The sequence below is a fragment of the Shouchella shacheensis genome (assembly GCF_001484965.1).
GTDB lineage: Bacteria > Bacillota > Bacilli > Bacillales > Bacillaceae_D > Shouchella > Shouchella shacheensis.
The window spans coordinates 18,304-43,731 of the sequence record NZ_KQ947397.1; the positions used below are offsets into that span (position 1 = coordinate 18,304).

Sequence of the window (25,428 nt, forward strand, 5' to 3'; positions counted from 1 at the left end):
TGTAAAATAGTGGTTTTGATAGGTAGAAAGCGGGAATAGGATGAAAGGAGGTAGTGGTACCATTGGGTTTTATGATGTATATCAAAATGGAGATGTGGAGGAATCAGAACAAGATAGAAACTGATTTTTTAGATTGAGTCTTTGAAAGGAAGAAAGTTGCTGACTATATCAGTCGGGCGGATCTAGTGTGGGTGGTCATATCGTTGGTTGACATCAAAACCAACGAGCTTGCCACCGGCGCGCACTTCGCAACAACACCGCGACAGTGCTCGTGTTTTACGCGACTGGAAGTATCGTCAGTGATCCAGCGACTTCGTGAAACCATAAGCAAATGTACCAAAAGCTTTTTAAAAATGATTAAATAATATGAGGTAATTTAATTATAAAAGACTACTAATAAAGGATGGTTACTAAATGGCGACTAATTATGAGGGAAATGGTGGATTACTATGGAAGGTTGTTAATGGTGAAACAACCCTGTATGTGCAAGGCATCATTCATTTGGGTCATGAAAATTTTTACCCGCTTGCAACTGAAATTGAGGAGGCTTATGCTAGTGCCGATGTAATTCTTCCAGAGATTAATGTGATGAAACCTGAAGTAAATGAAGAAGAAATTAATAAATTGGCGTTATTTGGTAAGGGTACGACATTGGATCAAGTTTTATCAGAGGCGTATATAAAGAAACTTTCAGATATATTCGAAATACAAGGGTTATCTTTAGTGAAATTTAATAAATACCAACCATGGTATATAGAGAGTTTATTAGGAGCATTCATTAGGGGGAAAAGCGATTTAGCACCAGAGCATGGGGTTGACTTATATTTCCTTAAACGAGCTTTAGAAGATGGTAAAGAAATTATTGAATTAGAAACGGTCGAAGAGCAATATAACGTTTTTAGTGGCTATAGTATGGATACACAAGTTCAGATGCTAGAAAATATGATACAGACATATGAACAGCAAGCTGATTGGATAAATCAATTAGGATATAACTGGGTACACAGCAACAGTGATAGCGGTAGAGAAACACTAATCAATATTGTGTCGAATGACCTTGAACGTGTTAATGGTGAGTACCAAAAAGAGATGAATGACACTCGTAATATTAATATGGCAAACAAACTTGATGACATATTAAAAAATGATAGTGGACAGACCTACTTTGTAATAGTTGGTTCTGGACATACTGTGATCGATCCGAGTGTTCCAAGTGAGCTCAAGGGAAAAGGATACGAAATTGAACACATCTACTAATAAGAAAAAGGAGCGCGATGTACTAAAGTGGGGGCTTTAATTTTAAGGCAACCCTTTAGTTGTGTCAGCTCGTCATAAAAGGATTGATTGAGATATGTCTACATTATAAAGCACTACATTATTCTTTATTACTTATGGTCGTGCTCATCATTTCCTGTCTAGGAATTGCCTTTTGATCTTCAACTAAAGGGCCCATTGTGGAAAAAATTGAGCCGGTCTAAAAGTCTATTTTACATACATCTAATTAGATGATAATTTAATTAATGTTATAAAGAGGAGAGTGCTTAGCATGAAAGTGGAATCCCTAATAGATAATATTAAGTTTCAGTTTAGTATTTCAAAACAGCTTCTTGATTACCACCTTACATCATTAGAACAAGAGGAATATATGTGGAAGTCACCTAAAAGCGGTCTGTTCCTTAAGGAATTTGAAGGTGAATGGTTTGCAGATTTACCGGAAACAGAGTCCTATGATTTAGGTACACCTAGTGTTGCTTGGACACTATGGCATATTACCTTTTGGTGGGAAATGGTTTTTGATAATGCTTTTGGAGAAGGAAAAGTTAAAAAAGAAGATATTAAAGTTACTACTGATGTAGCAGAAATAAAGAGGCAAATAAATTCATTAGCTGAAAGGTGGGAATCCAAGCTGAACCAATTAACATCAGAAGATTATCAAAGTAAAAAATACAGTAAATTTCCTTTCAATAATGAAGTCGAGTTTCATAAATTAGCTTCGTGGCTTAACCTTGAATTAATAAAGAACGCTTCTGAAGTAGGCTATGCTCGTTTTGATTACGCAAAAAGATAAAAAGAAACATTTTATCTTTTTATCACAGGTCGTCAGAGATTTTAAATAGGGGCTTTAGCTCAATGTAGTTTATGATCACTACTCCATTAAAGGGCGCAGTTGTTGAATAAACATTGCTCCTGAATCGGGCCAAATTATGGAATTACTTTTGTGTAACAAGAAACATTTTGTCTTTTGGATTCGTAAGTCAAATGATGGTACTGATGAACCATTCTGAAGAAACAGAAGGAGGAGAAGCAATGAACTTAGACGGTTATTGGGAAGGGAAAATCGTGGTTTCAAACCAGCAACTCCCTATTATTGTGGAATTTGAAGAAGAGGATGGTAAGTTGAGTATTCCTATTCAGGGATTGAATGATTACCCGTTAAGCCTTGTGAAAGTTGACGATTCTAGCGTATTTTTTGAAATGGACATTCAAGGAGATATTGTCACTTTTGAGGGTCAATTTGAAGAGGAAAAAATAACAGGAACCTTTACTCAGCAAGCACAATCCTTTCCGTTTAAGTTGATGAAAGGGAACTTAGACAATGCATCCGAACTTGTAGACAAAGATCTGACGGAAATAGAAGTTTCAGATGGTGTGATGAAAGGAAAAGTTGAGACTCCTGAAGGACAAGGACCTTTTCCGGTTGCGATCATCATTGCGGGTTCTGGGCCAACTGATAAAGACGGTAACTCTAAAGCATTGCCGGGAGAAAATAACAGTTTAAAAATGATCGCTGAAGGTTTGACCTCAGAAGGGATTGCAAGCATTCGTTATGACAAACGGGGAGTTGGAGATAACATGATTCTAGGAGGAAATGAAGAGGATCTACGCTTTGATGATTATATAGACGATGCTGTAGCATGGATGACATATGCTGAAAACAGTGATTTGTTTTCCAGTGTGAGCGTGATTGGTCACAGTGAAGGATCATTAATTGGTATGGTGGCGTCTTATCAAGAGGATGCAAATACATTTGTGTCGTTGGCGGGAGCAGGGAGGCAAGCCGATGATGTTCTTCATGAGCAATTAGAAACTCAGCTTTCCGGTGACCTGTTGAAGGAAGCCAAAGAGATTTTGGATAACCTTAAACGTGGCGAAACCGTTAAAAATATCAGCTCGGAATTACAAAGCATCTTTCGTCCTTCCGTTCAGCCATATATGATGTCCTGGATGGAATATGATCCAAGGCAGGAGATGGCCAAATTAGATTCCCCAATCCTGATTGTCAATGGAACAAGGGATTTGCAAGTTCCAGTTTCTGAAGCAGAGATCCTTTACAACGCTAAACCGAATTCCGAGTTTCTTATTATAGAGGGTATGAACCATGTATTGAAAGAAGCACCTGCCGAGCAGAAGGGAAATTTAGCTACTTATTTTAATCCGGATATTCCTTTAGCAAAAGGTTTGATGAATTCAATTATTGATTTCCTGAAATAGAACAGTAATCGTTAATTGTTCAATCAACGAGCGCATTTCTGGAACAATGAATCTGCGCCCAATATTGAAGAAAAGGGCCAGATTGCGGAGTAAGTCGCTATCATTATATAGACGTTACCTTTCTTAAATTTTATCAGCCTACTATGGGTAGAAAAAAAGATCACTCCTCTTCGTGAAGAGTGATCATTCTTATGACTTAATAATCGGAGGTGTAATTTCTGAATGTCTTTCCCTTCCATAGAGTGACCAATGCTATGATTAATCCAATAAGGGAAAAAGACAGGATGACAAGTTGAATATCAAATCCTCGGGATACAAAGAGGGTAACCCCTGCATAGGCAATTGGATCAAATCCATTCATGGCAAGAAAGATAATACTCATGACTCTTCCCATGATCTTAGGGTCTGTATCTTCCTGTGCAGTACTGAAGAAAGGAATGAAAACAAAGGTCATCGTGAAGCCAAGCAAGAATGCTAATGCTGTAAGAATATATAAATTCGGGATTTGGCTGAACGCCACGGCAACGATTAAGGCGGCAATCAAACCGAGCATTGAAGTCAATCCACGACGGCGGATTTTTACTGTGCCGATAATCGCAGTGCTGATAATCATCCCGATGCCTATCGCTGCTTCGATATAACTTAAGTTAATCGGCGATCCCCCGTGGGTTTCCACTAGAATAGGAATGGCAATGGTGATTGATCCAAAAGCAAAGAAGTTGAGCGTGATTAAGAGCAGAATGCCTGTGACGAGAAATCTACTTGCTTTTACGTAAGAAAATCCTTCGATCAGATCTTTAAGTGGTGTTTGTTTGACGGTGTTTTCAACTGGCCCTTCTTTCAATAAGGGAGGAAACATAAAGAAAGCAGACAACATGACAATAGTTGCTGTTGTAAAATAACTGGTTGTTACACCTCCGATTTCCATGACACTTCCAGCAATCATTGGACCCACAACAAACCCGATCTGACCTAATCCTTGGATGAGGGCATTTGCTTGCTTGATTTGGTTTTTTGCTACCAATTTAGGAATGAGCGATGTTCCTGCTGGCCCAGAAAAGGCATCCAATGCTCCAAAAATAAGACCGAGGATAAGAAGGTAGCTAAAGGTTAATTGATTTGCATTGCTGAGTAAAAAAATGGCGAACATAAGAAAGCCTTGGATGGCGCTTGTACTGAACATAATTGTCGTTTTCTTGAATTTATCAGAAAGGACGCCACCAAAGGCCATCAGTAGTATACGGGGGACAGTTATGGCGATCAAAATCAATCCTAACGAGCCAGCTGAACCTAAATCAGAGATGACAAACCATGTTGTGGTCATAAAAAACATGCTGAACCCAATAATCGCTAAAAAACTTGCGAGAAACAGAAATACAAAAGAACGATTTTTAAATAATAATTGTTGTTCCATAACATAACCTTCCTCTCAAATTGACGATACATTCATATTAGCCTGTGACGTAATGTCGTAAGCAACCTCATTTGATTAGTGAAATATTCCATTTAAGAAGAGGATTTGATTGTGACGTTACGTAACAGAATATAATGAATGAAAGGGGGCCTCACGATGGAAGTTACAATTGGTCAATTTGCAAAGTTTGTGGATACAACAATCAGGACACTGAGGTATTACGATAAAATGGGGTTGCTTAGTCCGAGGAAATTCAATAAAAGCGGTCAGAAATTATATACACGATTAGAATGGGAACGTTATCAACAAATCACTATCTATAAACTTCTTGGCTTATCATTAAAAGAGATAAAGGAACAAATGACAAATCAACCATTCACAAACCGAGAGTTACTGCTCGTTCAAAAACAGTTAATTGAGAAAAAACAAGAAGAGTTAAACGAAACGTTAGAAGTTATAAAGAGAATGGAGAGGTTATATAAAGCTGAAGGAGTTTCAGAGGATGAATTAGATGAATTTGCCTTTATTATGCTTGATGTATTCCGACGTGAAAAAAGACAGATCCAAGTTTTCGAAGATTATTTTGAGTCCGACAGTCACCTTAAAAAACAGCTTCAATTGATTCATGACCCAGATTTTCAAGAGAGAATGGACAGGGATTTATGGTACTTGCTTCAAGCCATTCGAAAGGCGGTACGCTCCAATGACGCTGCAGAACGAGATGACATCCAGGATATTTTAAAAGAAATGCACAGTTTATTTCCAATCAATCAACAGTTTTTTTATATTGTTGAAAACCAAGATTTCCTCACCAAACATAATAAAGATTTTAACAATTATTTTCCCGAGAATATTGCCAATTACTTGTATAAAGAAATGAAGTCCTATTATGATGACAAGTATTAGCAAAGATCGTCACTTATAAGCGGACTTTTAATTCTAGTTGTGCCCTTATTAGGGAAGTGATGACTTTGGTGGGAAAGTACGGTCTTCCACAAACGAAGCGCGATTGGTGAGGAATGGAATTGACATGTTACTTTTTAAAAGTAACAAAAAAGTAACGAAAAAGGCGTTCCTTGATGAAAATATAGGAATGTAGGTTCTCTTATATCGCGACCGAATATATAAACAAGTAGGGCTAGATTAACTTTGTGATGTAGATGAATAAGGTTGATAAGGGCGGCATGATGTAACCTGGGCTTATAAAGTCCCTATATAGAAGGGTTCGCTCCTGTCTAAAAGCGTCAAAAGGTCACTTGTGACTACATTTTGTAACAGAAGTTTATAAGCTTCTCAATAAGTTCACTGAACTTCTGGGAAGTTTTTTCTTCCTATTTGAAGGCATGTGCGCATATTGGAAAGTGAAAATGACAAGACCGATTGCGGCCACGTTCATTGATGTAGGATGAGGTGTAGTAGGGCTATGGTTTATAAATGGTGCTCCATCGTTTATAATGAATATAAATAAGATGTCAGGTAGGTGATGAATGTGAAACCTGTAAGAGTCGACCACTTAGACATAAAAAAGGCAATTCAATCTGGAAACTCATATATTCAAGTCGGAGAGAGAAAGTTTTTATTGATGGAAGTTGAAGATGCGAAGAATAACGATTGTTACGAGGTAACGGATGCTGAGGAAGAGAACGAATTGTTGCGTGCATTAAATGATGATAATCCTGTTTTATCCGAAGAAGAAATTAATAGGATGTTAGGGCTTTAGGGAATGAAAATTCAATGGAGAAAGTCAGCAATTCAGTCATTGTTAGATTTAGATCAGTGGAGGGAAACGTTTGAGTTGCGGCCGATCTCTGTTTATCTAAAAAACACTATACACGCGTATTTTGAACGTCAGGATTTATCAGTCTTTATACCTGGTCATCAGGTTCTTATTAGGCAGATGCCTGTTGACCTTAGGATGGTACTGATATCTGCTGGAAAGTCCGATCCGTACAAAGTGTTTTACCGTATTACTGGCAACCATATTGAGATATTTTTAATTCGACATCCTCATCAGAAACCATTATAAAATTTTAGTACTGGAAGGTAACCTTGTTGATAATATGCTAGGAGAATTATGATATAAACATGATCGATAAATGGCCTCAGCAAGGTGGACGACCAACACTCGCTTATAAAGTATCCGACGGAACGAAAAATTATTTCTTAAAGGTTTCTGAAAAGCACAGAGCACACATCACGAAGGTGACGGCGCTAATCGATCAATATCCTGTTTTTTGCCAATGAGGTGTTGACCAAATTACGACCAAAATTATTTGAAAAACCTTGATGCACTTCGATAAACGTATTTTAGNAGCGCTAATCGATCAATATCCTATTTTTTGCCAATGAGGTGTTGACCAAATTACGACCAAAATCTGACCAAAATTATTTGAAAAACCTTGATGCACTTCGATAAACGTATTTTAGGAAACCCCGATATTACAGGGTTTCCATAGTGGGTTGAAAAGGCTTGACAGCGTAAAGCATGTTCCGCACAAGTGTGCACGCCTGGGAAATTGACGCGTATCAAGCGAAATTCTAAGAGAAAAGCGAAAGCGCACAGAGCCCGAGGCTTTGTGCGTTTTTTCGATTTTGGGTGTATGGATAACGATACATATGTGTGTTCGAGTTGCATGCCTTTGACCGCTGTTACTGGGAAAATATTCAACCAATGGAGTCGAGCGCTAGTTTGATACCAATGAACCATTTTTCAGGTACAATAGGAAGGTCGATGGGCCTTGAATGCGGCGTCTCAAGCATCCAAGGCCCATTAGTGCTGAAAAAGGAGCTATTCCTGTTAGAAGGTTTTCGGGGGGTTGAAACAAAAAGAGCCCCTTGGTAGGATGCGGAGTGTCAATGCATTGACCTCGAACTTAGATACCAAGGAGACTCGCCATGAATTCTACACAAAACCAAAAATTAATCAAGTGACCCGATGACAACTCGCAAACGAAAACCGATGCGAAAGACGCGCGAGTGATTGNGCAAGTTCACCCGTGGGAACGCGAACAGTTCATGCAGAATTATTAAGAGCGGGAACCCTTGACACTGTTGGTGTCGGGGGTTTTTTTGGCAGGAGCGAGAAAGAAGGTAGTAAGGCTGAGTGGTACTCGCAGTGGGCCGATCCTGGAGTCGATACGTCTGCAACCTGACTAAAAAGAGCCCGAATGTAGCTAACGTTTGCCAGAGTGAGCATCGCACAAAAGAAAGCCTCCCCACGGGCAAGAGTGAGCAGGCAGTTGAATCGGCTAATTTTTTGCTGAGCGAGTCTATTTGTTTAGCGCCACATTGTTGCATTGGCAGCTACGGTGGCGCTTTTTCCTTGTGGAGGGCACGCTTTAGGTATTGTGACAAATAGGGCCCAAAGCAAAGCGACCGTGATGTTTCTCTGCGGCATCTGCGGTCGCCACAATCTTATCAGCTCGTTATTAGAAAAAGATCCCATGGCATGCCCGCACACAGCCTTATCATTGGATGGTTACATTCTATGCGAGAAAAGGGGGACTGCTTGGTCATAAAGAGGAGTCCATTCGCACAGTTTACTAGGTTAAGACGAAGTCAGTGAGCGAAAAGGCAGTACAGGGAGGCGAAAAAGCCTGAGAGCAATTTGCCGACCTCAGGCTCGTCTGGCGGAATTCAAGCTTAGTGAATCATCCGAAAAACGCCAACAACCTTTCCAAGAATGGTGCAATTCTTTAAACGAATTGGTTCCATGGAGGAATTTTCAGGTTGAAGACGGATATAGTCATCCTCGCGGAAAAAGCGCTTTACTGTCGCTTCATCTTCCTCCGTCATTGCCACAATGATATCGCCATTATCTGCGGTTTGCTGCTGACGAACAATCACTTGGTCGCCGTCGTAGATGCCGGCCTCGATCATACTTTCTCCCTGAATCACAAGCGCATACGTATTTTCCTGTGTAGCCAGGTGCTCTGGAAGCGGCAAATAGTCCTCGACGTTTTCAACGGCTGTGATCGGTATACCAGCCGTAACCTTCCCGATCACTGGAATAAAGCTTGCGGTCTCTCGTTTGGAAAAAATGTCGCTTTCTTCCTCAAGTGAAAGCACTTCAATTGCTCGTGGCTTTGTTGGGTCCCGACGTATATAACCCTTTTTCTCCAGTCTGGCTAAATGCCCGTGAACAGTAGAGCTGGAGGCTAGCCCCACCGCTTCTCCAATCTCGCGAACAGAGGGCGGATACCCCTTCGCCTTAACCTCGTCTTTAATATACGTGAGAATTTGTTCCTGGCGTTTTGATAGTTTCGACATTCAGGCACCTCTTTTCTAATTCATTTCTTATAAGAATCATAGCATATCGAACGTATGTAATGCAAACGTAGGTTCTAAGAATATTGACACGAACTATTGTTCTAAATTATGATAGAGGAACAAACATTCTTATGGAGGCGTGATTCGTTATGAAGAGACAGGATTTGAGTATTATTGTCATGGGCGTGTTGACGGTCGTTTTAATGGTGTCTAGTTTACTCATCCCTAACCACGGAGACAGAGAAGATGGTTCCATCATGAGTGAGTCGGAGAGTGAGCTTGTGAAAGAAGAGGACATTCCTTATCTTTTTGAGGAAGGAAAAGTTTCGCTGGAGTAAGTGGAATCAATTTTAACGAAGAAGGAATGAGAAAAAATGATAGAGGCTGCTTATATTTACTGCAGAGTCAGCACAGAGAAAGAGAGCCAGCAGAGCTCTCTTGAACGGCAGGAAGAAGAGTTAATGGCGCTTGCTCAGGAAAAGACTTTAACGGTTGTTGGGGTGAAAAGGGAGTGTGAGAGCGGCTATAGCTTGGAACGAGAGGGTCTCCTTGAGGTGATGGATCTTGCCAAAGAGGGAGAATTTCAGACGCTGCTAATTCAAGACGATACAAGGCTTGGAAGAGGAAAGGCGAAGATTGCTCTTTTGTATCAACTGCAAAAATATGGGATTACGATTCGTACAATTTCCGACAAAGGCGAGCTGCAGTTATCGGAAGCGGATGCCATGGTATTGGAAATGGTCGCTCTTGTAGAAGAATACCAACGGAAACTGCATAATTTGAAAATCAAGCGTGGGATGAAGAGTGCCGTATCTGCGGGCTACCGGCCAGAGAAAAATTTGCCGAAGCATCGATCGGGCGGGCGGAGCCAGCTCGATATTCCTATGGGTGAGATTGTTCGGCTAAGGGAGAAGGGCTTGACGTTTGAGGACATCGCTGTAACGTTGCGTGGGCTTGGATTTGAGGCTTCCAAAGCAACCGTGCATCGCCGCTATCAAGTGTATCAAGAAAATGAGAATGGGTAAGCCAGGTGCGTTGCTTGAACGCCTTTGGACGTGCTATCATGGAAACCAATGATGGACACAGGTAGGTGATTGGATGCTATCAAAAGAAAAGTTGGAACGAATCAACGAGCTCTCGCGTCTGGCAAAGTCAAGCGGGTTAACGAAAGACCAGTCGAATGAACAACAAGAGCTGCGCAAAGAATACCTTGCCACGTTTCGCCAATCGTTCTCCAACCAGCTTCATAATGTGAAAGTTGTCGATGAGGAAGGAAAAGATGTGACACCTTTAAAACTAAAAGAAAGTAAGAACCGCTCTCAAAGAGGTTCGCTTCATTAATCATATGCGACCGTCAAAGACAACCTGGCAAGCTCTCGTTTGTACAGGTTGTTTTCTCTAGAATTGCGGGGCAAAATTCTAGATATCACACCAACAACAACATCAAAGTTTCAGTCACGTAGAAGATGGTGTTCTCGACAGTTAACTGTGGCGGGCAAGCTCAAAATTTTCCAGCCCCTGCCCAGAAATCCAAGCTTGGGATTTCTGGAGCGGCCCTTCCAACATTTTTGCTTTTGAGCGACCCGCCGCTTGTCGAGTTTTCGTCAAGCGATGACAACTTGTGTATTTTAATTAGAAAGTATATGATGGACTGTGAATGGTGTGGATAGAAAGAAAGGGTGGTTAGATGAACAATCATATCGAAGAACTAGCAGTAAATACGATTCGCACATTATCCATTGATAGTATTGAAAAAGCGAACTCTGGACATCCAGGATTGCCGATGGGGGCAGCTCCGATGGCTTTTAGCCTTTGGACGAAATACATGAACCACAACGCGGCAAACCCAAGTTGGTCGAACCGAGATCGGTTTGTGTTATCTGCGGGCCACGGGTCCATGCTTTTGTATAGCTTGCTTCACTTAACAGGCTATGATGTGACGCTAGAGGACTTGCAGTCATTTCGCCAACTAGGCAGCCGTACACCCGGACATCCGGAGTATGGTCATACACCGGGTGTGGAAGCGACGACAGGCCCTCTTGGTCAGGGTGTGGCTATGGCCGTCGGTATGGCAATGGCAGAGCGTCACCTGGCTCATACATACAATACCAAAGATCACGAGATTGTCGATCATTACACGTATGCAATTTGCAGTGATGGTGATTTAATGGAAGGCGTTTCCGCTGAAGCGGCTTCACTTGCCGGCCATTTGAAATTAGGCCGCCTTGTTATGCTTTATGATTCCAATGACATCTCTTTGGATGGTGAGTTGCATCAGGCTTTCTCAGAGAGTGTAGAGGATCGTTTTAACGCTTACGGCTGGCACGTGATTCGCGTGGAAGATGGGACAAGTGTGGCCGAAATCAGTCAAGCGATTGAAGCAGCAAAGGCAGACGACCGTCCGACACTCATTGAAGTCAAGACGGTGATCGGCTATGGTTCTCCAAATAAATCAGCAAAAAGTGCTTCCCACGGAGCACCGCTTGGTACAGACGAAGTGCTTTTGACAAAAGAAGCGTATAAGTGGAGTTACGAAGAACTGTTTCACATTCCAAAAGAAGTACGAGAATTCTATGAATCCGTCAAAGAGGAAGGCTCGAAAAAAGAACAGGAGTGGAATGAGTTATTTGCCGCTTACAAAAAAGAAAACCCAGAGCTTGCCGCACAGTATGAGCGCGCGTATGCTGGAGAGCTTCCAGAAGGCTATGACGCGAACCTTCCTGTCTATGAAGCTGGCTCAAGCCTTGCCTCGCGTGCTTCCTCAGGGGAAGGGCTCAATGCACTTGCCACAGAGATTCCAGAACTTTTTGGAGGCTCTGCCGACCTGGCTGGCTCCAACAAGACCACTCTTAAGGGCATGGAAGATTTTAGCCGCGATAACTATGGCGGACGCAATATCTGGTTTGGCGTGAGGGAGTTTGCCATGGGCTGTGCTTTAAACGGAATGGCCCTTCACGGAGGCCTAAAAGTGTTCGGTGGAACGTTCTTTGTGTTCTCTGATTATCTTCGTCCGGCCATCCGTCTTTCTGCCCTAATGGGTCTTCCGGTAACGTATGTATTAACCCATGATAGTGTCGCTGTGGGCGAAGATGGCCCTACCCATGAACCTGTTGAACAGCTTGCTGCGTTTCGGGCCATGCCGGGGCTCTCTCTTATCCGTCCAGGAGATGGGAATGAGGCAGTAGCAGCATGGAAGGTCGCTCTTGAATCGACTGACCGTCCAACGGCTCTTGTCCTCAGCCGCCAAAACCTTGATACTGTGGAAGGAACGGATGCAAAAGCGTATGACGGAGTCAAAAAAGGTGCATACGTGATCTCAGAAGCGAAAGACAAACCAGAGCTCGTTCTGCTCGCGACTGGGTCAGAGGTACCTCTCGCTGTTAAAGCAAAAGAACAGTTGCAAAGCGAAGGCATTGATACTTCGGTTGTCAGCATGCCGAGCTGGGACCGCTTTGATGCTCAACCAAACGAGTACAAGGACGCTGTGATACCTAAAGACGTAAAAGCGCGCCTCGCGATTGAAATGGGTACTTCTCTAGGATGGGCGAAGTATGTTGGAGAACAGGGCGATATGCTCTCGATCGACACCTTTGGTGCTTCTGGGGAAGGAAGTGCTGTGGTCGCTGAGTATGGTTTTACGGTCGATAACGTTGTCACTCGTGCTAAAAAGCTCTTGAATAAATAAAGCAAATCAAAGCTAGAGAAAAGCCAGGTCGCGGGTTAACAGTGAGGCCTGGCTTTTTCTTTTTGAATAGTGCTAGATGTTAGAGGCAGCTATCGTTGACCGCTCGTCAATGATGGCAACATTCGACAAAAACAGTGCAAACTTGCGCCATATTCAGACATGTTTTTTTAATGAAATCGGGTATACTGGATGTAGTTCAATATTCAATTATTTGGAGGGATGTGTGATGCGGCGCTACCAGCTCTATCTACTTGATGATCAAGTAGCCACATCGTACTTTGGCCGTGAAAGCAAACTATTCCAGTTATTCGAAGAACATGCCCAAGCAAAAGACGGGCCACGCTCCTTGTTGGACAAGCAAGTGGATTATATCACGAAGCCGTTGCCGACACGCACATTAAAATATGCTTTTCGTCGTTATCAAGAGCCACGGCAAGAAACCTGTGAAGACACCTACGTGATTCAGTGCCCCCAGGAGCAATCCGGTTCTTGCAAGGTCCAACTGGATGCAAAGTTTGTTCAGCTTTGGGCTTCTGGAGATATCGATTCCGAAACGGCGATTTTCGATCTGTTAAAGGGTGTCGACCCACACTTCTTTGCTGTCAATGTGGAAGATCGAAGGTTCGGTTGGCTGCAACCGTTTGATAAACACCGCGTGCTCTAAAGCACGCTTTTTTCGTACTTTATCTTTAAATTGTGCGCGCCATGCGGTATAATAGATAAGGTTGAAAACGATACTGTAAATGAAGATGGTTTGAAGGAGGACGTTTACAAAAATGAGTTGGGGTTGGCATATCCTAGGATATACGATTGCCGTTCTTGCGGGGCTAGCTATCGGTTTTTTCGTTGCTCGCAAGACGATGATGTCTTATTTAAAGAAAAACCCGCCGATTAATGAGCAAATGCTGCGTGTGATGATGATGCAAATGGGGCAAAATCCATCACAGAAAAAGATTAATCAAATGATGAAGGCGATGCAAAAACAACAGTCGAAATAGTGGACAAGACACCTCATCCTGGATGAGGTGTCTTGCTATAGGTAGGCCTCTTTAGCGCCCCGGTTTGCTATTTGGTAGACGACTAAAGTAAAAGAGGAGAGCGTCCTGAATAAAAAAGGCAGACCGCGTGTTGTGTGTCGGTCTGCCTTTGTCTAGCTCCGGTGGGGAGAAGTGTCGAGATTTTCAGTCCTACCCTGAAATCCAAGACCAGGATGGCGAGCGAGTAGCGCCTTTGAGCGACCCGCCTGTGCTTTTCGTATTTAAGAAGTACGATCAAGAAGGTGCTCATATGGGTCGAGGTCAATTTCTTTTTCCGTGAGTTTTTTAATCAGGAATTTATGATCGCGCTTTGGTGTGGCGATAATATAGCCGCGGATGATCGTATCAAGCGTTAGCACGTTCGCTTTTTCTCTTAAAGCAATCTCGCTAATTTTACCGGCGATTTTTTCCTTCGCTACGTCACGAAAAAGCTGGGGAACGGGTTCGACCAATTCATTCAAAAGAGCCCTTTGTTCTTCCTGCCACAAAGGAAGCGTTTCCTGAATGTAGTAATCCTGCCAGTCCAGTGTTGATTTTCCATCTTCCTTTGGCAGGCGCTTTAGAAATTTGCGAAACATGAAGAACCCGCCCGTTAACATCAGTCCAAGCAAAACAAATGTCCAAATGATAATAATGGTAATGAACCAATCCGACACGAGTATTCTCCTTTCGCTTGTCTATTTTCTTAACAATATCATAAAATAAGGGATGGTGCTATGGGAGGCGGAGCCTTTGATGAAAATCATCATGTACAGTGTCTGTTTCCATTTTTGTTACGAGGTGAGTTGCTGGGTCCAACGCAGCATGGATGTTGAGCGGTAGCATTATGGCAATGTTATTTTAACGCGTACTATACGAGGGGGTAGATGGTTATGAATGAAGAACAAGCAGTAGAGATGTTGGCATCGCTTCGCTTTGGAAAATTGGAGAGTGTTGAAGTGACGAAAGCAGATTTTAGTACCTTTCGGAAGGTTCTTGCAAAGCAGGAGGACATGACAGATTTTAGAGGAAATGCCAGGCATTATGGGGCTGTGCTTTATACGTATGAACCAGGATGGACGAAATAAGGATAAAAAACAGGGCAGAATGTGCCCCGCTATATTGCGTGTTTCGTTGATTTAGAACCAAGAGGCGCCAACGATGATAAGCAGTATAAACAAGACGACAATTAACGCAAAACCTCCGCCATATCCGCTCACTTTAGGACCTCCTTTAGATAAGGTATGGTCCAGTGTATGCCATTTAAGCAGAATTGGTTTGGGTTTCTGGCGAATTAGGGCATTAGCCCTCGCCGTCTGTTTGGCTCACTTGCTTGGCTTTTTTCCGTTTATGCGAACCGCTTAGTGGTTCAGGTTGACCGCTGTGTGTGGCCTTCGCTTGATTGCGACGCTGACTTTTAAACGTGTTGCGTTCAGTCATATTCATCCCCTCCTTGCTTTAGTATGAGACAACAGAAGGATTTTATTCAGTGTCTCACGGTTCCGTCTCTTTCGTTTCTTTATGTTGTCGCTTCTGCAAATTGCGCATGAAAATTTACAGGTTTGTCGAAAAAAAGATTTAAACTTTACATAAGTTTTGCTATTCTAGGGAAGGGAGTCATACTATACCCTCTGTAAAAGCGCTTTTTTAGACAAGTCACAGAGAGTACGGTATGATAAAGTTGATAGGAGGGTCTTAGATGTCTAAAAACCAAGATGTATTCAACGCCCGTTCTTCGTTTGATGTAAACGGGAAAACGTATTCGTACTATTCATTAGACGCTCTCGAAAAAGCAGGACTTGGAGAAGTCAGCAAGCTGCCTTATTCCGTAAAAGTTCTCCTTGAATCCGTCTTACGTCAGTACGACGACTATGTTATTAAAAAAGAGCATGTAGAAAACCTGTCGAAGTGGGGAACCAAAGACGTCAAGCAAATTGATGTTCCATTTAAACCATCTCGTGTCATTTTGCAAGATTTTACAGGCGTTCCTGCGGTTGTGGACTTGGCTTCACTTCGTAAGGCGATGGCAGATTTGGGTGGAAACCCAGACGAAATCAACCCTGAAATTCCAGTTGATCTCGTTATTGACCACTCGGTGCAAGTCGATAAATTCGGCACGGACGACTCGCTACTCTTCAATATGAATCGCGAGTTTGAGAGAAACGGCGAGCGCTATGAATTCTTAAGCTGGGCGAAAAAAGCCTTTGACAATTACAATGCGGTGCCACCAGCGACTGGGATTGTTCATCAGGTCAACTTAGAGTACATTGCAAACGTTGTCCATGCGGTAGAACAGGATGGCGAAACTGTAGCGTTCCCCGATTCTCTCGTTGGAACAGATTCCCATACAACAATGATTAACGGCCTTGGCGTTCTCGGCTGGGGTGTTGGTGGGATAGAAGCGGAAGCAGGCATGCTTGGTCAACCTTCGTACTTCCCGGTTCCTGAAGTGGTTGGTCTGAAGTTCACAGGTTCTCTTCCGAGCGGAACAACAGCGACAGACGTTGCCTTAAAAGTGACGCAAGTGCTTCGTGAAAAAAGCGTCGTTGGTAAATTTGTGGAGTACTTCGGCCCAGGTCTTGCGGACATGCCGCTTGCAGATCGCGCAACCATTTCCAACATGGCTCCGGAATACGGTGCTACATGCGGGTTCTTCCCAGTCGATGAGGAAGCACTTAGCTACCTTCGTCTTACTGGACGTTCGGAAGAGCAAATCGAGCTTGTGCGTGAGTACTGCAAAGCGAACGGCATGTTCTACGTACCGGGTGAAACACCGGACCCAGCGTACACAGACGTGGTTGAAGTTGATCTTTCAGAAATCCACGCCAACCTTGCTGGTCCAAAGCGTCCGCAAGACTTAATTGAACTTCCGGACATGCGGAAGTCTTTCCAAAAAGCAGTCGTTGGCCCTGAGGGCAACCACGGGTTCGGGCTTTTTAAAGAGGAGTTTAAGAAATCCGTCGATGTCAAATACAACGACGGACGTGAAACCAAAATGAAAACTGGGTCTCTTGCGATCGCGGCAATCACAAGCTGCACGAACACATCCAATCCGTATGTGCTTGTAGCGGCAGGTCTTGTTGCGAAAAAAGCAACAGAGCTAGGATTGGATGTTCCTGAGTATGTTAAAACATCGCTCGCTCCTGGTTCGAAGGTTGTAACGGGGTATTTAAATAATTCTGGTCTTATGCCACACCTTGAGCAGCTTGGATTTAACCTTGTCGGCTACGGATGTACAACATGTATTGGAAATTCCGGTCCCCTTGAAGAAGAAGTTGAAAAGGCGATTGCGGACAATGATCTACTCGTCTCATCGGTTCTTTCCGGAAACCGTAACTTTGAAGGGCGTATTCATCCACTAGTTAAAGCCAACTACTTGGCTTCACCACCGCTTGTTGTGGCTTATGCACTTGCTGGTACCGTGGATATTGACTTGCAGAACGATGCCATTGGCACAAGCAAAGACGGCAAGCCGGTGTACTTCAAGGACATTTGGCCAACCAAGGATGAGATTAGCACGATCGTGGACAAGACGGTGACGCCAGAGTTGTTCCGCGAAGAGTACTCGGATGTGTTTACGAGCAATGAGCGCTGGAATCAAATTGACACAACAGACGAGGCGCTGTATGAGTGGAATGACGATTCAACCTACATTGCGAATCCACCATTCTTTGAAAACCTTTCTGCTGACCCAGAACCAGTCAAGCCACTTTCTAACTTACGCGTGATTGGAAAGTTCGGTGACTCCGTGACAACGGATCATATCTCACCAGCAGGGGCGATTGGTAAGGCAACCCCTGCCGGTCAATACTTGATTTCGCAAGGTGTAGAACCACGCGATTTCAACTCCTATGGTTCTCGTCGTGGAAACCATGAAGTGATGATGCGTGGGACGTTTGCAAACATTCGCATTCGTAACCAAATCGCTCCTGGTACGGAGGGCGGCTTTACGACCTACTGGCCAACTGACGAAGTCATGCCGATTTATGATGCAGCGATGAAGTACAAGGGAGACAATACAAGCCTTGCAGTCATTGCTGGTCAGGACTACGGCATGGGCTCCTCACGTGACTGGGCGGCAAAGGGTACGAACCTCCTTGGGATCAAGATGGTGATTGCCGAAAGTTTCGAGCGAATCCACCGTTCCAACCTTGTACTGATGGGCGTTCTCCCGCTACAGTTTAAAGAGGGGGAGAATGCGGAGTCTCTCGGGTTAACAGGGAACGAAAGTCTCTCTGTTGACATTAGTGATGAGGTTAAGCCAAGAGAGATCGTTAAAGTGACAGCGGTGGACGCCGACGGAACCAAAAAAGAATTCGACGCACGTGTTCGTTTTGATAGCGATGTCGACGTTGATTACTATCGCCACGGTGGCATCCTGCAAATGGTTCTACGTGATAAGCTGCAAACCGTTCGTGGCTAATAAGAAAAAATAAAAAAACTCTACTCGTCATATGAAAAAACGAGTAGAGTTTTTTTGCTTCGGTGGGGCAAAGCTCGAGATTTTTTAGTCCTGCCCCGAAATCTAAACTCAGGATTTCTGGTGAAAGCCTTACTTCCGCCGTCCGCTTCTGGCTTTTATTGTCATAAATAGTTCATAAATGAAAAACCCTAAGCGCGACACGTATGTCATAATGTAAGGAAAAGGCATGGGGGGGGTTTCGGTTATTTAGTTTAGAGGTCTAATCCATTTTGCTTGCATCTATTATAAGAAAGCATGTAAAGTGTGTTGTGATAGAATTGAATACATGAATCTCCAGGTAAATAAAAGAAATCAAGCAAGTAAAGAAGATGGGGGAACTGTATGACGAATTTTTCAATCCGGAGACCAATATTCACGATTGTGGGGATGATCTTTTTTATTATCCTAGGAATTGTCTCCGTCACACGTATACCGCTGCAATTGTTACCAGAAATTGACCCACCCGTTGCTGCGGTAGCAACAAGCTATACGGATGTTAACCCACAGGAAGTGGAACAGATGGTGACGGTTCCGATAGAGAACACGCTCTCCACCATCTCCGGCCTGGAGAGTATCACTTCCAATACGCAGGAAGGTTCATCCATTGTTGTTCTCGAATTTGACTGGTCGAGCTCTATTGAGGATGTCGAGCTAGATATTAATAACGCGCTTAGACAGCTCGACCTACCGGACGGCGCGGGGGAACCAAGCTTTTTAAAGTTTGACCCGTCGATGATGCCGATGATGCAGCTGGCGGTGACATCTGGCGATCAAGTAATTGATTTCCAGGATGAGGTGATGGATCTCGAACAAGAAATCCAAAAGATCCCTGGTGTTGCGAGTGTTGATGAATCTGGAACGTTAACCGAGGAAGTTCAAATCAATCTGGATCGAGAGGCACTTGCCGATGCCAATGTCAACCAGGAAACGATTATTGGTGCATTGCAAGCGAATAATGTATCGCTTCCAGGCGGTCTCGTTGAACGAGATGACCTCAGTTTGACGACGCGGGTGCTGAGCGAGGTTACTTCTCTTGAGGAAATTCGTGACTTGGTGGTAGGGACGGACCCCGAAATAGGCGATGAAATTACCATTAATGATGTAGCAACTGTCGAGATTACGACTGCTGACGAAGAAACATTAACACGCGCCAACCAAGAGCCTGCGATCAACCTTTCTGTCATGCAGGAATCAGAAGCGAATACGACCCAAACGTCAAACGCTGTAAATGAACGGCTAGATGAACTCCTGGGTGATAGCGACTATGAAGACTTAGATGTTGTGACGCTTTATGACGAAGGAGATTTCATTAACCAGTCGCTTGCCAGCGTATCTAGTTCGCTCGTGGCTGGTGGGGTTCTAGCAATGCTCGTTCTATTCTTCTTTTTGCGTAACTTTAAAACGCCATTGATTATCGGTCTTGCCATTCCTTTCTCGATTGTTGTCACCTTTGCGTTCATGTTCTTTGCGAACATTGGGATTAACATTATGACGCTTGGTGGCTTGGCACTTGGAGTGGGCCTTGTCATCGATAACGCCATTGTCGTGATTGAAAACATCTATAGGCATTTATCCAAAGGAAAAACGCCAAAGCTTGCAGCGTTAGACGGGACGAAGGAAGTGCTGGGTGCGATCACTGCTTCTACGCTAACAACGATTTCGGTTTTCTTGCCGATTGTGTTCATAAGCGGGATCGTAGGGAATTTGTTCCAAGAGCTTGCCTTAACAGTGTCATTCAGCTTGTTGTCCTCGCTCTTTGTAGCGATCACCGTTGTACCGATGATTGCGAGTCGGGTGCTGAAGGAGCCGAGGGAAGATCGAGAAAGCAAACGACGCGAATCAAAATCGATGCTTGGACTTAAGAAACTTACCGAGTGGTCTTTGGGTCATCGTAAAACGGTCATCGGGCTGGTTGTCGTGATGCTAGGACTCGGCGGGCTGGGGTTGACAACTGTTGGCACAGAGCTCATCCCTGACAGTGACCAGGGCTCCTTCACCGTCGATATTGAAATGGAAACCGGAACAAGTTTGACGCGCACGACTGAAACAGTAGATGCGGTGGAAAACGTGCTTGATGATCACCAGGAAGTTAGCGACTATGTCAGCATCGTTGGCTCGGCCGGGATGATGGCCGGAGGTTCTGAAGGAAGTCATACAGCGCAAATGATGGTGTCGATGACGGGTCTTGAAGACCGCTCCATATCGACCGCAGAGTTTATTGAATCGATCAGTCGCGATCTAGAGAGAGCCGATACAGATGCAGAGATTACAGCATCGACGCAAACGGCGGCGATGGGTTCAGAAGCGAATACTGTGCCGTTTACGTTGAGTTACACCGATCGTGAAGAGTTGTATGATACGGCCTATGAGCTTGAAGAAGAGCTCCTAGATGACTCGCTCATTACTGACGTCGAACTGAGCATAGAAGATCAAGCTCCGGAAATTTTAATTGAAGTGGACGAAGAGGCTGCTCGTGAAAATAACCTCACACCGGCTGACATTGGCGGGCAAGTCGGTGAAGCAACAAGAGGGCAGCAGGCAGCCACGGTTCAAATAAGCGGGGATGATGAAGAAAGCACTCAAACATACGATGTAATGGTGCAGCTCGATGCCTCCTTTACGGAATCAGTGGAAGAACTGGAAGATCTCTTACTCTCCGCAGGGGATGAAGGAGAAACGGTCACTTTGTCTGAGGTAGCTGAAATTACAGAGGGCGAAAGTCCGGCAAGCATTCAACGCTCTGACCAGGAAGAGGCGGTTGAATTTACGGTCAGTTTCTCGACAAATTCTACGCTCAGCGATGTAACAGCGGTCATTAACGAAACCACTGATGATGTTGAGCTTCCAGACGGAATGACATTCTCGTATGGTGGCGAACAAGAAATTCTTGAGGATGCCATTGGCAGTATGGTGACGGCACTTATACTCGCGATCGTTTTCATCTACCTCATTATGGCTGCTCAGTTTGAGTCATTTAGGCTGCCGTTCATCATGATGCTTACTGTGCCGCTCGTGGTGATTGGCGTTGCTCTGGCGTTAACACTTACGCAAACGCCAATTGGAGTCACAACGTTTATAGGGATCATCATTCTTGTTGGAATTGTTGTGAACAATGGAATTGTCCTGCTTGATTTTGTGAATCAGCAAAAAGAAAAAGGCATGGGAACGTATGACGCCCTCGTGGAGTCCGTTCAGCTTCGGACACGTCCGATTCTCATGACGACAGTGACGACGGTTCTTGGAATGATTCCCCTTTCACTTGGTATCGGTGAAGGTGCCGAGCTCCAACAGCCGATGGCGATTGCTGTGATCGGCGGGTTAATTAGCGGTACGATCTTAACACTTGTCGTTATTCCTGTAATATACAGCTTGATTGATAAAGAAACACGCTCTAAGCACCCGCGCTATGTTACGGTAGACGGTGAGTTTTATGAAGTAGACGATCGTAGGCTTCCGAAAGAGCAGGAGAAGCTCAGTGACGCTCCGGAGAAAGTGGGGGAAGAGGAGGCTATGTCTTATCAAGAAGCGCCTTCCCAGGAAGAGGGCACGAACGCGGAGGAAGAGGAACCGCGTACAGGTGACTCTCCTAAAGCCGAAGAGTTGTCTAAAGAGGATATTCTCAAACTGCTCGAATCCATTGTCACATCTTCAAAAAAGGACGATAATGACAACAAAAAAGAATAACAAGACGGAACCGACGGACCTGAAGAGGGTCGTCGGTTTTTCGTCATCATGGCGGTGGGAAGACCGCTTAACAGAGAAGTTACCACTCATTTGGGAGAAGGCTCTTGGCATCGCGCGCTCCATTGGAGCAGTGCTTTCTCTTTTTTTGTTAACCTGCGTTTGAGTTTGGTTTCCAACTCAAGAACTAAACGTTTGGCAAGATTGTTGTTTTTCATCTCATTCCTCCTCAGTCGTTTGGTCAAGCGTATGAGGGTGGCTCGGTTGTTAGAACTCCCTGTCTAAAAGAGGAATGATCTGTCGTATAAAAGCATGAGCCTTGAACACACTACAAAGAGCGCATGAGGGGTAGGAGTGATTATAGGTGTTTGATTTTTGGACAGGATCGGATTCACTTCCGATCTATGGCTTTGTCATTCGTGCTTTTGTTGTTTATCTGTATATCTTTCTCATTGTGCGAGTGCTCGGGCAGCGGACGATGAGTTCCATTGATGCCCTTGATTTTATTTTCGGTGTTGTTATCGGGGATATTCTAGGAGAGCCGCTAACAGATGGGGAATTACCTCTTGCTGGCCCCGTTAGTGCCGCCGCTCTCGTTGCTATTCTTCACCTTGGATTAGCGTTTTTCTCATTAAAATCGACGAGACTTAGACGAGTTGTGGAAGCAGCACCTGTGGTTCTTATGCGGGATGGACAGCTCTTACCGAAGCAATTAAAACGAATGAAAATCACGCTCGACTCATTTGTCATGGATTTGCGTTTAAATAATATCGGTGATTTGAACGAAGTCGATTATGCGATTCTTGAAATGAACGGAAGGATCAGTGTAATCAAAAAAACTGAATATGAGAGCCTAACGCTGGAAGACATGAATCTATCTAAAGCGCGGAAAGGGTACCCAACCGTGGTAATTGAAGATGGAGTTGTACTGGAAGAGAACCTAAAAACAGTTGGAAATGAGCAATGGCTTGCGGATCAACTGACAAAAAGAGGTTACAAAAGTCCAGGAGATATCTTTTTTATGACCATTGACGAGTCGGGCTCTATGTTTGTTTCTCCTCGTTAAAAAAGGTTTAAAGATTCTCATAACGTGAAATACTGCTCATAGAAAGTAGGTGAGCAAACGTGCGTAAACTCAGAAAATTGTCCTATGCTGAGCTTATACGGCAAAACCGCGAGCGTCTCATGCAAGACGAACGAGAATTGGAGCGATTAGAAGATCGTTTTGAGCGTCGTCACTCGTTGCCCAAATAAAGTGCCAATGACTGGGATCCTTTAGCATTTTCATACATGCATGAGGGTTTCTTTTAGTGGAGACTATAAGTGCATGGGGGGATGAGGAATGAGTCATAAAAATGGCTACATGCAGTATCGACCGGATCATTTAGGCACCCAGCCGCGTAAATTCACGCGTAACAACGGGAAAAAAGTAGCGAACAAGTCAAATGAACAACCGGATTATGTCCCGCCAAAAGGGTAGTCCCGTTAAACCGTCAGAGTCCTGGCGGTTTTTTTGTTAGCTCGAGCGGAACAGCCTGCAGCGAGATTCAATAGGAACTTCCGATGCAAGCGATCGGATCTAGGAACGTACTATTGCTACCCACCCTTTTGCCCGGCTAAGTGTAGTGCTTGTGTGTAGACCGGCTTTTGTCTTTCGTTTTTTGACATTCTTTCTACATTCAAGCACTTTCATTCACTAGCGGTGTGTTTACTGCTATGATAGGGGCACGATCTTTATTATTGTTCAATAGGGGAATGTTCAATGCTTGAATCAGCTGTAAATATTTGTTTATATTTAGTTTTTGCCTGTTTAGCTGGCTACTTCATCTTAAATGTCTTGCCAAAAGACCGGAGGATGCCCCTAACCATAGGGAGTAAGGTAGTGCTTGGTCTCATCCTAGCCACTCCACTTCTCCTCTTTGTGGAAGTTGTGCGTCTATCTGTCATCTATGCTTCTTTTCTGTCCATCCCGTTACAAGAGTCCTTTCTTAATACAGTGAGTGACAGCGCGATCGGGCTTTCACTGCTCTTGACCTCAGGGATAACGATCGTGATGCTCATCGTATGGACATTTTTGCGAGACAAAGTGCCCATGTTCGCACATATCTTGCTGTTAGCTGGCGTTGTAGCGATGATCGGGAGTGTCAGTCTTTCCAGTCACGGGGCGTCTGTGGCGGGAACACAAGGATTTCTCGCCAATGTCATTCATTTATTTTCGGTCTCCTTTTGGATCGGTCCGCTGTTTTTGCTCGGTTTTTTCACGACGTCTATCAGTAGCCAAAGGAAGCTACACCAGTGGTTTTCTACCCTTAGCGTTTTTGCTGTTCTTTTGCTTATTATTAGCGGCTTCGTTCTCATGGGCGAGATGCAGCCAGATTATATGAATGGCTGGCTATTAACCTATGGACAGCTTCTTTTGATTAAGCATCTGCTGTTTGTGCCATTGCTTGTGTATGGATTTAGGCATTTTCTTGTGCTCAGTGGGAAAGGCAGGGAGCTATCTGGGAACGAACTAAAGCGTTCGTTTCGCTCAGAATCGTCATTGGCTTTTCTTATACTTGCAGTGACGGCGTTTATGACCCAACACCCCCCGCCTCATGAGGTCCTTCGAACGTTGCAGGTTGAGCCGATGAACAGTTTCACGACAGCATTCTTAAGTGAACCGCTTTTGGACAATCAGCTGCTTGGGTTCTCGCCAGGCCTCATCTCAATTCTACTGCTTGTCCTCGCCGCCTGTGCGCTCTTAGCTGCACTTTTCTTCGCTTGGTGGAAAAAGGAGACGATTTATACGACGATTCCAGTCGCAGTTTTCTTTATTAGTGCTTATTTTGGTTTGATGACGGGCATTACGCCAGGGGAGATTCCTGTGAACTTAACGGTCCACGAGACAGTGGAAGAAGCCATTGGCGTTGAATTTGAAGAATCCGATGAATTTGAGCTTCTGGAAACGTTTGATTATGGTGAATCATCTATTGTGGCCATGTACAAAGTAAATGAACGAGACCTTGTGGCAGAACGTCTTCAGTTAGAAGAAGAAGGGTATCGAAAATATTTAGATGCAACCGTAACGATTGAGGACGGGTTCCTCAGAGACAATCAACAGTTTATGGAAACCTTTATGTATTTAAGCAATGACTGGGTCGATGAAGAATTGGCCACAACCTATGTATCGATTGGCTATGTGGCCGAGCCAGATGGGGTTGAGGCAGCAGAGATTGCTTTTTCAGAAGAAACGTATCCTGCCTTCGTAAAAGGCGATTTCATCCTTTCCGTTGTGAGTGAGAATGTGACGTATGAGGAAGAGCATCTGTTTCGCTTTATAGACGAAGGAGGCAATCTTCTAAATGAAGAGCACAAGCGCAGCATGATCCATCAGGGGCATGCTCACTAACACCAGTCAAGGAGTGGA

General features: G+C 44.0%; 24 protein-coding genes. 18 read left to right on the forward strand and 6 right to left on the reverse strand.

The genetic code is table 11. The features are described from left to right. Positions 1 to 414: 414 nt before the first annotated feature. The 3 genes from AVZ68_RS04965 to AVZ68_RS04975 all read left to right on the forward strand — a co-directional run bounded on the left by AVZ68_RS04965 (position 415) and on the right by AVZ68_RS04975 (position 3,492). The gene (locus AVZ68_RS04965) at positions 415 to 1,257 is read left to right on the forward strand and encodes a TraB/GumN family protein (RefSeq protein WP_059103434.1); all 843 of its coding nucleotides are present in this window, start codon (positions 415 to 417) and stop codon (positions 1,255 to 1,257) included. Between the two features lie 289 nt (positions 1,258 to 1,546). Further along, on the forward strand, positions 1,547 to 2,068 hold the full coding sequence (locus AVZ68_RS04970; RefSeq protein WP_059103435.1) for a DinB family protein: 522 nt from the start codon (positions 1,547 to 1,549) through the stop codon (positions 2,066 to 2,068). A 239-nt stretch (positions 2,069 to 2,307) separates the two neighbouring features. Then, on the forward strand, positions 2,308 to 3,492 hold the full coding sequence (locus AVZ68_RS04975) for an alpha/beta hydrolase family protein (RefSeq protein ID WP_059103436.1): 1,185 nt from the start codon (positions 2,308 to 2,310) through the stop codon (positions 3,490 to 3,492). A 196-nt stretch (positions 3,493 to 3,688) separates the two neighbouring features. Here AVZ68_RS04975 and AVZ68_RS04980 read toward each other — a convergent pair whose 3' ends face one another. Further along, positions 3,689 to 4,906: an MFS transporter gene (locus AVZ68_RS04980; protein WP_059103437.1), complete on the reverse strand. Its 1,218-nt coding sequence runs from the start codon at positions 4,904 to 4,906 to the stop codon at positions 3,689 to 3,691. A gap of 156 nt (positions 4,907 to 5,062) precedes the next feature. Between AVZ68_RS04980 and AVZ68_RS04985 the strand changes: the two genes are divergently transcribed. Then, positions 5,063 to 5,812, forward strand: coding sequence for a MerR family transcriptional regulator (locus AVZ68_RS04985; RefSeq protein ID WP_059103438.1), 750 nt, complete (start codon positions 5,063 to 5,065; stop codon positions 5,810 to 5,812). A 583-nt stretch (positions 5,813 to 6,395) separates the two neighbouring features. Beyond that, a complete protein-coding gene (locus AVZ68_RS04990) occupies positions 6,396 to 6,626 on the forward strand; it encodes a hypothetical protein (RefSeq protein ID WP_218970832.1) in 231 nt (76 codons plus the stop codon). Positions 6,627 to 8,548: 1,922 nt separating this feature from the next. Here AVZ68_RS04990 and lexA read toward each other — a convergent pair. Further along, the gene (gene lexA / locus AVZ68_RS05000; protein WP_059103441.1) at positions 8,549 to 9,175 is read right to left on the reverse strand and encodes a transcriptional repressor LexA; all 627 of its coding nucleotides are present in this window, start codon (positions 9,173 to 9,175) and stop codon (positions 8,549 to 8,551) included. Between the two features lie 149 nt (positions 9,176 to 9,324). Here lexA and AVZ68_RS05005 point away from each other — a divergent pair, with 149 nt between their 5' ends. The 6 genes from AVZ68_RS05005 to AVZ68_RS05030 all read left to right on the forward strand — a co-directional run bounded on the left by AVZ68_RS05005 (position 9,325) and on the right by AVZ68_RS05030 (position 13,858). Further along, complete coding sequence (locus AVZ68_RS05005) at positions 9,325 to 9,513, forward strand: hypothetical protein (protein WP_059103442.1); 189 nt, start codon at positions 9,325 to 9,327, stop codon at positions 9,511 to 9,513. A 36-nt stretch (positions 9,514 to 9,549) separates the two neighbouring features. After that, positions 9,550 to 10,200, forward strand: a complete 651-nt coding sequence (locus AVZ68_RS05010) for a YneB family resolvase-like protein (RefSeq protein WP_059103443.1) — start codon at positions 9,550 to 9,552, stop codon at positions 10,198 to 10,200. 73 nt (positions 10,201 to 10,273) lie between these two features. After that, positions 10,274 to 10,516, forward strand: coding sequence for a DUF896 domain-containing protein (locus tag AVZ68_RS05015; protein WP_059103444.1), 243 nt, complete (start codon positions 10,274 to 10,276; stop codon positions 10,514 to 10,516). A 346-nt stretch (positions 10,517 to 10,862) separates the two neighbouring features. Continuing rightward, positions 10,863 to 12,860 (forward strand): transketolase, encoded by a 1,998-nt coding sequence (gene tkt, locus AVZ68_RS05020; RefSeq protein WP_059103445.1) that lies wholly within the window; start codon positions 10,863 to 10,865, stop codon positions 12,858 to 12,860. A 226-nt stretch (positions 12,861 to 13,086) separates the two neighbouring features. Beyond that, positions 13,087 to 13,524: a sporulation inhibitor of replication protein SirA gene (gene sirA / locus AVZ68_RS05025; RefSeq protein WP_059103446.1), complete on the forward strand. Its 438-nt coding sequence runs from the start codon at positions 13,087 to 13,089 to the stop codon at positions 13,522 to 13,524. Positions 13,525 to 13,636: 112 nt separating this feature from the next. Next, complete coding sequence (locus AVZ68_RS05030; protein WP_059103447.1) at positions 13,637 to 13,858, forward strand: YneF family protein; 222 nt, start codon at positions 13,637 to 13,639, stop codon at positions 13,856 to 13,858. Positions 13,859 to 14,118: 260 nt separating this feature from the next. On the opposite strand, the gene AVZ68_RS05035 is transcribed toward AVZ68_RS05030, so the two are convergent. Continuing rightward, on the reverse strand, positions 14,119 to 14,553 hold the full coding sequence (locus AVZ68_RS05035) for a DUF2621 family protein (RefSeq protein ID WP_157404582.1): 435 nt from the start codon (positions 14,551 to 14,553) through the stop codon (positions 14,119 to 14,121). Between the two features lie 216 nt (positions 14,554 to 14,769). Here AVZ68_RS05035 and ykzS point away from each other — a divergent pair, with 216 nt between their 5' ends. Further along, positions 14,770 to 14,964 (forward strand): protein YkzS, encoded by a 195-nt coding sequence (gene ykzS, locus AVZ68_RS05040; RefSeq protein WP_059103448.1) that lies wholly within the window; start codon positions 14,770 to 14,772, stop codon positions 14,962 to 14,964. 51 nt (positions 14,965 to 15,015) lie between these two features. Here the strand turns inward: ykzS and AVZ68_RS19700 are convergent, their stop codons facing one another. Both AVZ68_RS19700 and AVZ68_RS05045 read right to left on the reverse strand, forming a co-directional pair. Next, positions 15,016 to 15,096, reverse strand: a complete 81-nt coding sequence (locus tag AVZ68_RS19700) for a YjcZ family sporulation protein (protein WP_157404585.1) — start codon at positions 15,094 to 15,096, stop codon at positions 15,016 to 15,018. Positions 15,097 to 15,178: 82 nt separating this feature from the next. After that, positions 15,179 to 15,316 (reverse strand): small acid-soluble spore protein P, encoded by a 138-nt coding sequence (locus AVZ68_RS05045; RefSeq protein ID WP_059103449.1) that lies wholly within the window; start codon positions 15,314 to 15,316, stop codon positions 15,179 to 15,181. Between the two features lie 259 nt (positions 15,317 to 15,575). On the opposite strand from AVZ68_RS05045, the gene acnA reads away from it, so the two are divergent. Both acnA and AVZ68_RS05055 read left to right on the forward strand, forming a co-directional pair. Further along, entirely contained in the window at positions 15,576 to 18,299 is a 2,724-nt protein-coding gene (gene acnA / locus AVZ68_RS05050) for an aconitate hydratase AcnA (RefSeq protein WP_059103450.1), read from the forward strand. A 381-nt stretch (positions 18,300 to 18,680) separates the two neighbouring features. Next, entirely contained in the window at positions 18,681 to 22,022 is a 3,342-nt protein-coding gene (locus AVZ68_RS05055; protein WP_059103451.1) for an efflux RND transporter permease subunit, read from the forward strand. Between the two features lie 86 nt (positions 22,023 to 22,108). On the opposite strand, the gene AVZ68_RS20830 is transcribed toward AVZ68_RS05055, so the two are convergent. Then, complete coding sequence (locus AVZ68_RS20830; protein ID WP_281176581.1) at positions 22,109 to 22,237, reverse strand: hypothetical protein; 129 nt, start codon at positions 22,235 to 22,237, stop codon at positions 22,109 to 22,111. Positions 22,238 to 22,383: 146 nt separating this feature from the next. Here AVZ68_RS20830 and AVZ68_RS05060 point away from each other — a divergent pair, with 146 nt between their 5' ends. From AVZ68_RS05060 to AVZ68_RS05070, 4 genes are all read left to right on the forward strand, one after another. After that, a complete protein-coding gene (locus AVZ68_RS05060) occupies positions 22,384 to 23,085 on the forward strand; it encodes a DUF421 domain-containing protein (protein ID WP_059103452.1) in 702 nt (233 codons plus the stop codon). Positions 23,086 to 23,144: 59 nt separating this feature from the next. Beyond that, on the forward strand, positions 23,145 to 23,273 hold the full coding sequence (locus AVZ68_RS19705) for an FbpB family small basic protein (RefSeq protein ID WP_082676313.1): 129 nt from the start codon (positions 23,145 to 23,147) through the stop codon (positions 23,271 to 23,273). 88 nt (positions 23,274 to 23,361) lie between these two features. Next, on the forward strand, positions 23,362 to 23,499 hold the full coding sequence (locus AVZ68_RS05065; protein WP_059103453.1) for an acid-soluble spore protein N: 138 nt from the start codon (positions 23,362 to 23,364) through the stop codon (positions 23,497 to 23,499). 282 nt (positions 23,500 to 23,781) lie between these two features. Continuing rightward, positions 23,782 to 25,410, forward strand: a complete 1,629-nt coding sequence (locus tag AVZ68_RS05070) for a CopD family protein (RefSeq protein ID WP_059103454.1) — start codon at positions 23,782 to 23,784, stop codon at positions 25,408 to 25,410. The last annotated feature ends 18 nt before the right edge of the window (positions 25,411 to 25,428 follow it).

Coding starts and splice junctions, on each gene's coding strand:
- AVZ68_RS05030 (WP_059103447.1), top strand. CDS start 13,637: ATGAGTTGGGGTTGGCATATCCTAGGATATACGATTGCCGTTCTTGCG.
- AVZ68_RS04975 (WP_059103436.1), top strand. CDS start 2,308: ATGAACTTAGACGGTTATTGGGAAGGGAAAATCGTGGTTTCAAACCAG.
- AVZ68_RS05015 (WP_059103444.1), top strand. CDS start 10,274: ATGCTATCAAAAGAAAAGTTGGAACGAATCAACGAGCTCTCGCGTCTG.
- AVZ68_RS05070 (WP_059103454.1), top strand. CDS start 23,782: ATGCTTGAATCAGCTGTAAATATTTGTTTATATTTAGTTTTTGCCTGT.
- ykzS (WP_059103448.1), top strand. CDS start 14,770: ATGAATGAAGAACAAGCAGTAGAGATGTTGGCATCGCTTCGCTTTGGA.
- AVZ68_RS05005 (WP_059103442.1), top strand. CDS start 9,325: ATGAAGAGACAGGATTTGAGTATTATTGTCATGGGCGTGTTGACGGTC.
- AVZ68_RS04985 (WP_059103438.1), top strand. CDS start 5,063: ATGGAAGTTACAATTGGTCAATTTGCAAAGTTTGTGGATACAACAATC.
- AVZ68_RS05055 (WP_059103451.1), top strand. CDS start 18,681: ATGACGAATTTTTCAATCCGGAGACCAATATTCACGATTGTGGGGATG.
- AVZ68_RS04965 (WP_059103434.1), top strand. CDS start 415: ATGGCGACTAATTATGAGGGAAATGGTGGATTACTATGGAAGGTTGTT.
- AVZ68_RS05065 (WP_059103453.1), top strand. CDS start 23,362: ATGAGTCATAAAAATGGCTACATGCAGTATCGACCGGATCATTTAGGC.
- AVZ68_RS05045 (WP_059103449.1), bottom strand. CDS start 15,316: ATGACTGAACGCAACACGTTTAAAAGTCAGCGTCGCAATCAAGCGAAG.
- acnA (WP_059103450.1), top strand. CDS start 15,576: ATGTCTAAAAACCAAGATGTATTCAACGCCCGTTCTTCGTTTGATGTA.
- AVZ68_RS20830 (WP_281176581.1), bottom strand. CDS start 22,237: ATGAAAAACAACAATCTTGCCAAACGTTTAGTTCTTGAGTTGGAAACC.
- AVZ68_RS05010 (WP_059103443.1), top strand. CDS start 9,550: ATGATAGAGGCTGCTTATATTTACTGCAGAGTCAGCACAGAGAAAGAG.
- AVZ68_RS04970 (WP_059103435.1), top strand. CDS start 1,547: ATGAAAGTGGAATCCCTAATAGATAATATTAAGTTTCAGTTTAGTATT.
- lexA (WP_059103441.1), bottom strand. CDS start 9,175: ATGTCGAAACTATCAAAACGCCAGGAACAAATTCTCACGTATATTAAA.
- tkt (WP_059103445.1), top strand. CDS start 10,863: ATGAACAATCATATCGAAGAACTAGCAGTAAATACGATTCGCACATTA.
- AVZ68_RS04980 (WP_059103437.1), bottom strand. CDS start 4,906: ATGGAACAACAATTATTATTTAAAAATCGTTCTTTTGTATTTCTGTTT.
- sirA (WP_059103446.1), top strand. CDS start 13,087: ATGCGGCGCTACCAGCTCTATCTACTTGATGATCAAGTAGCCACATCG.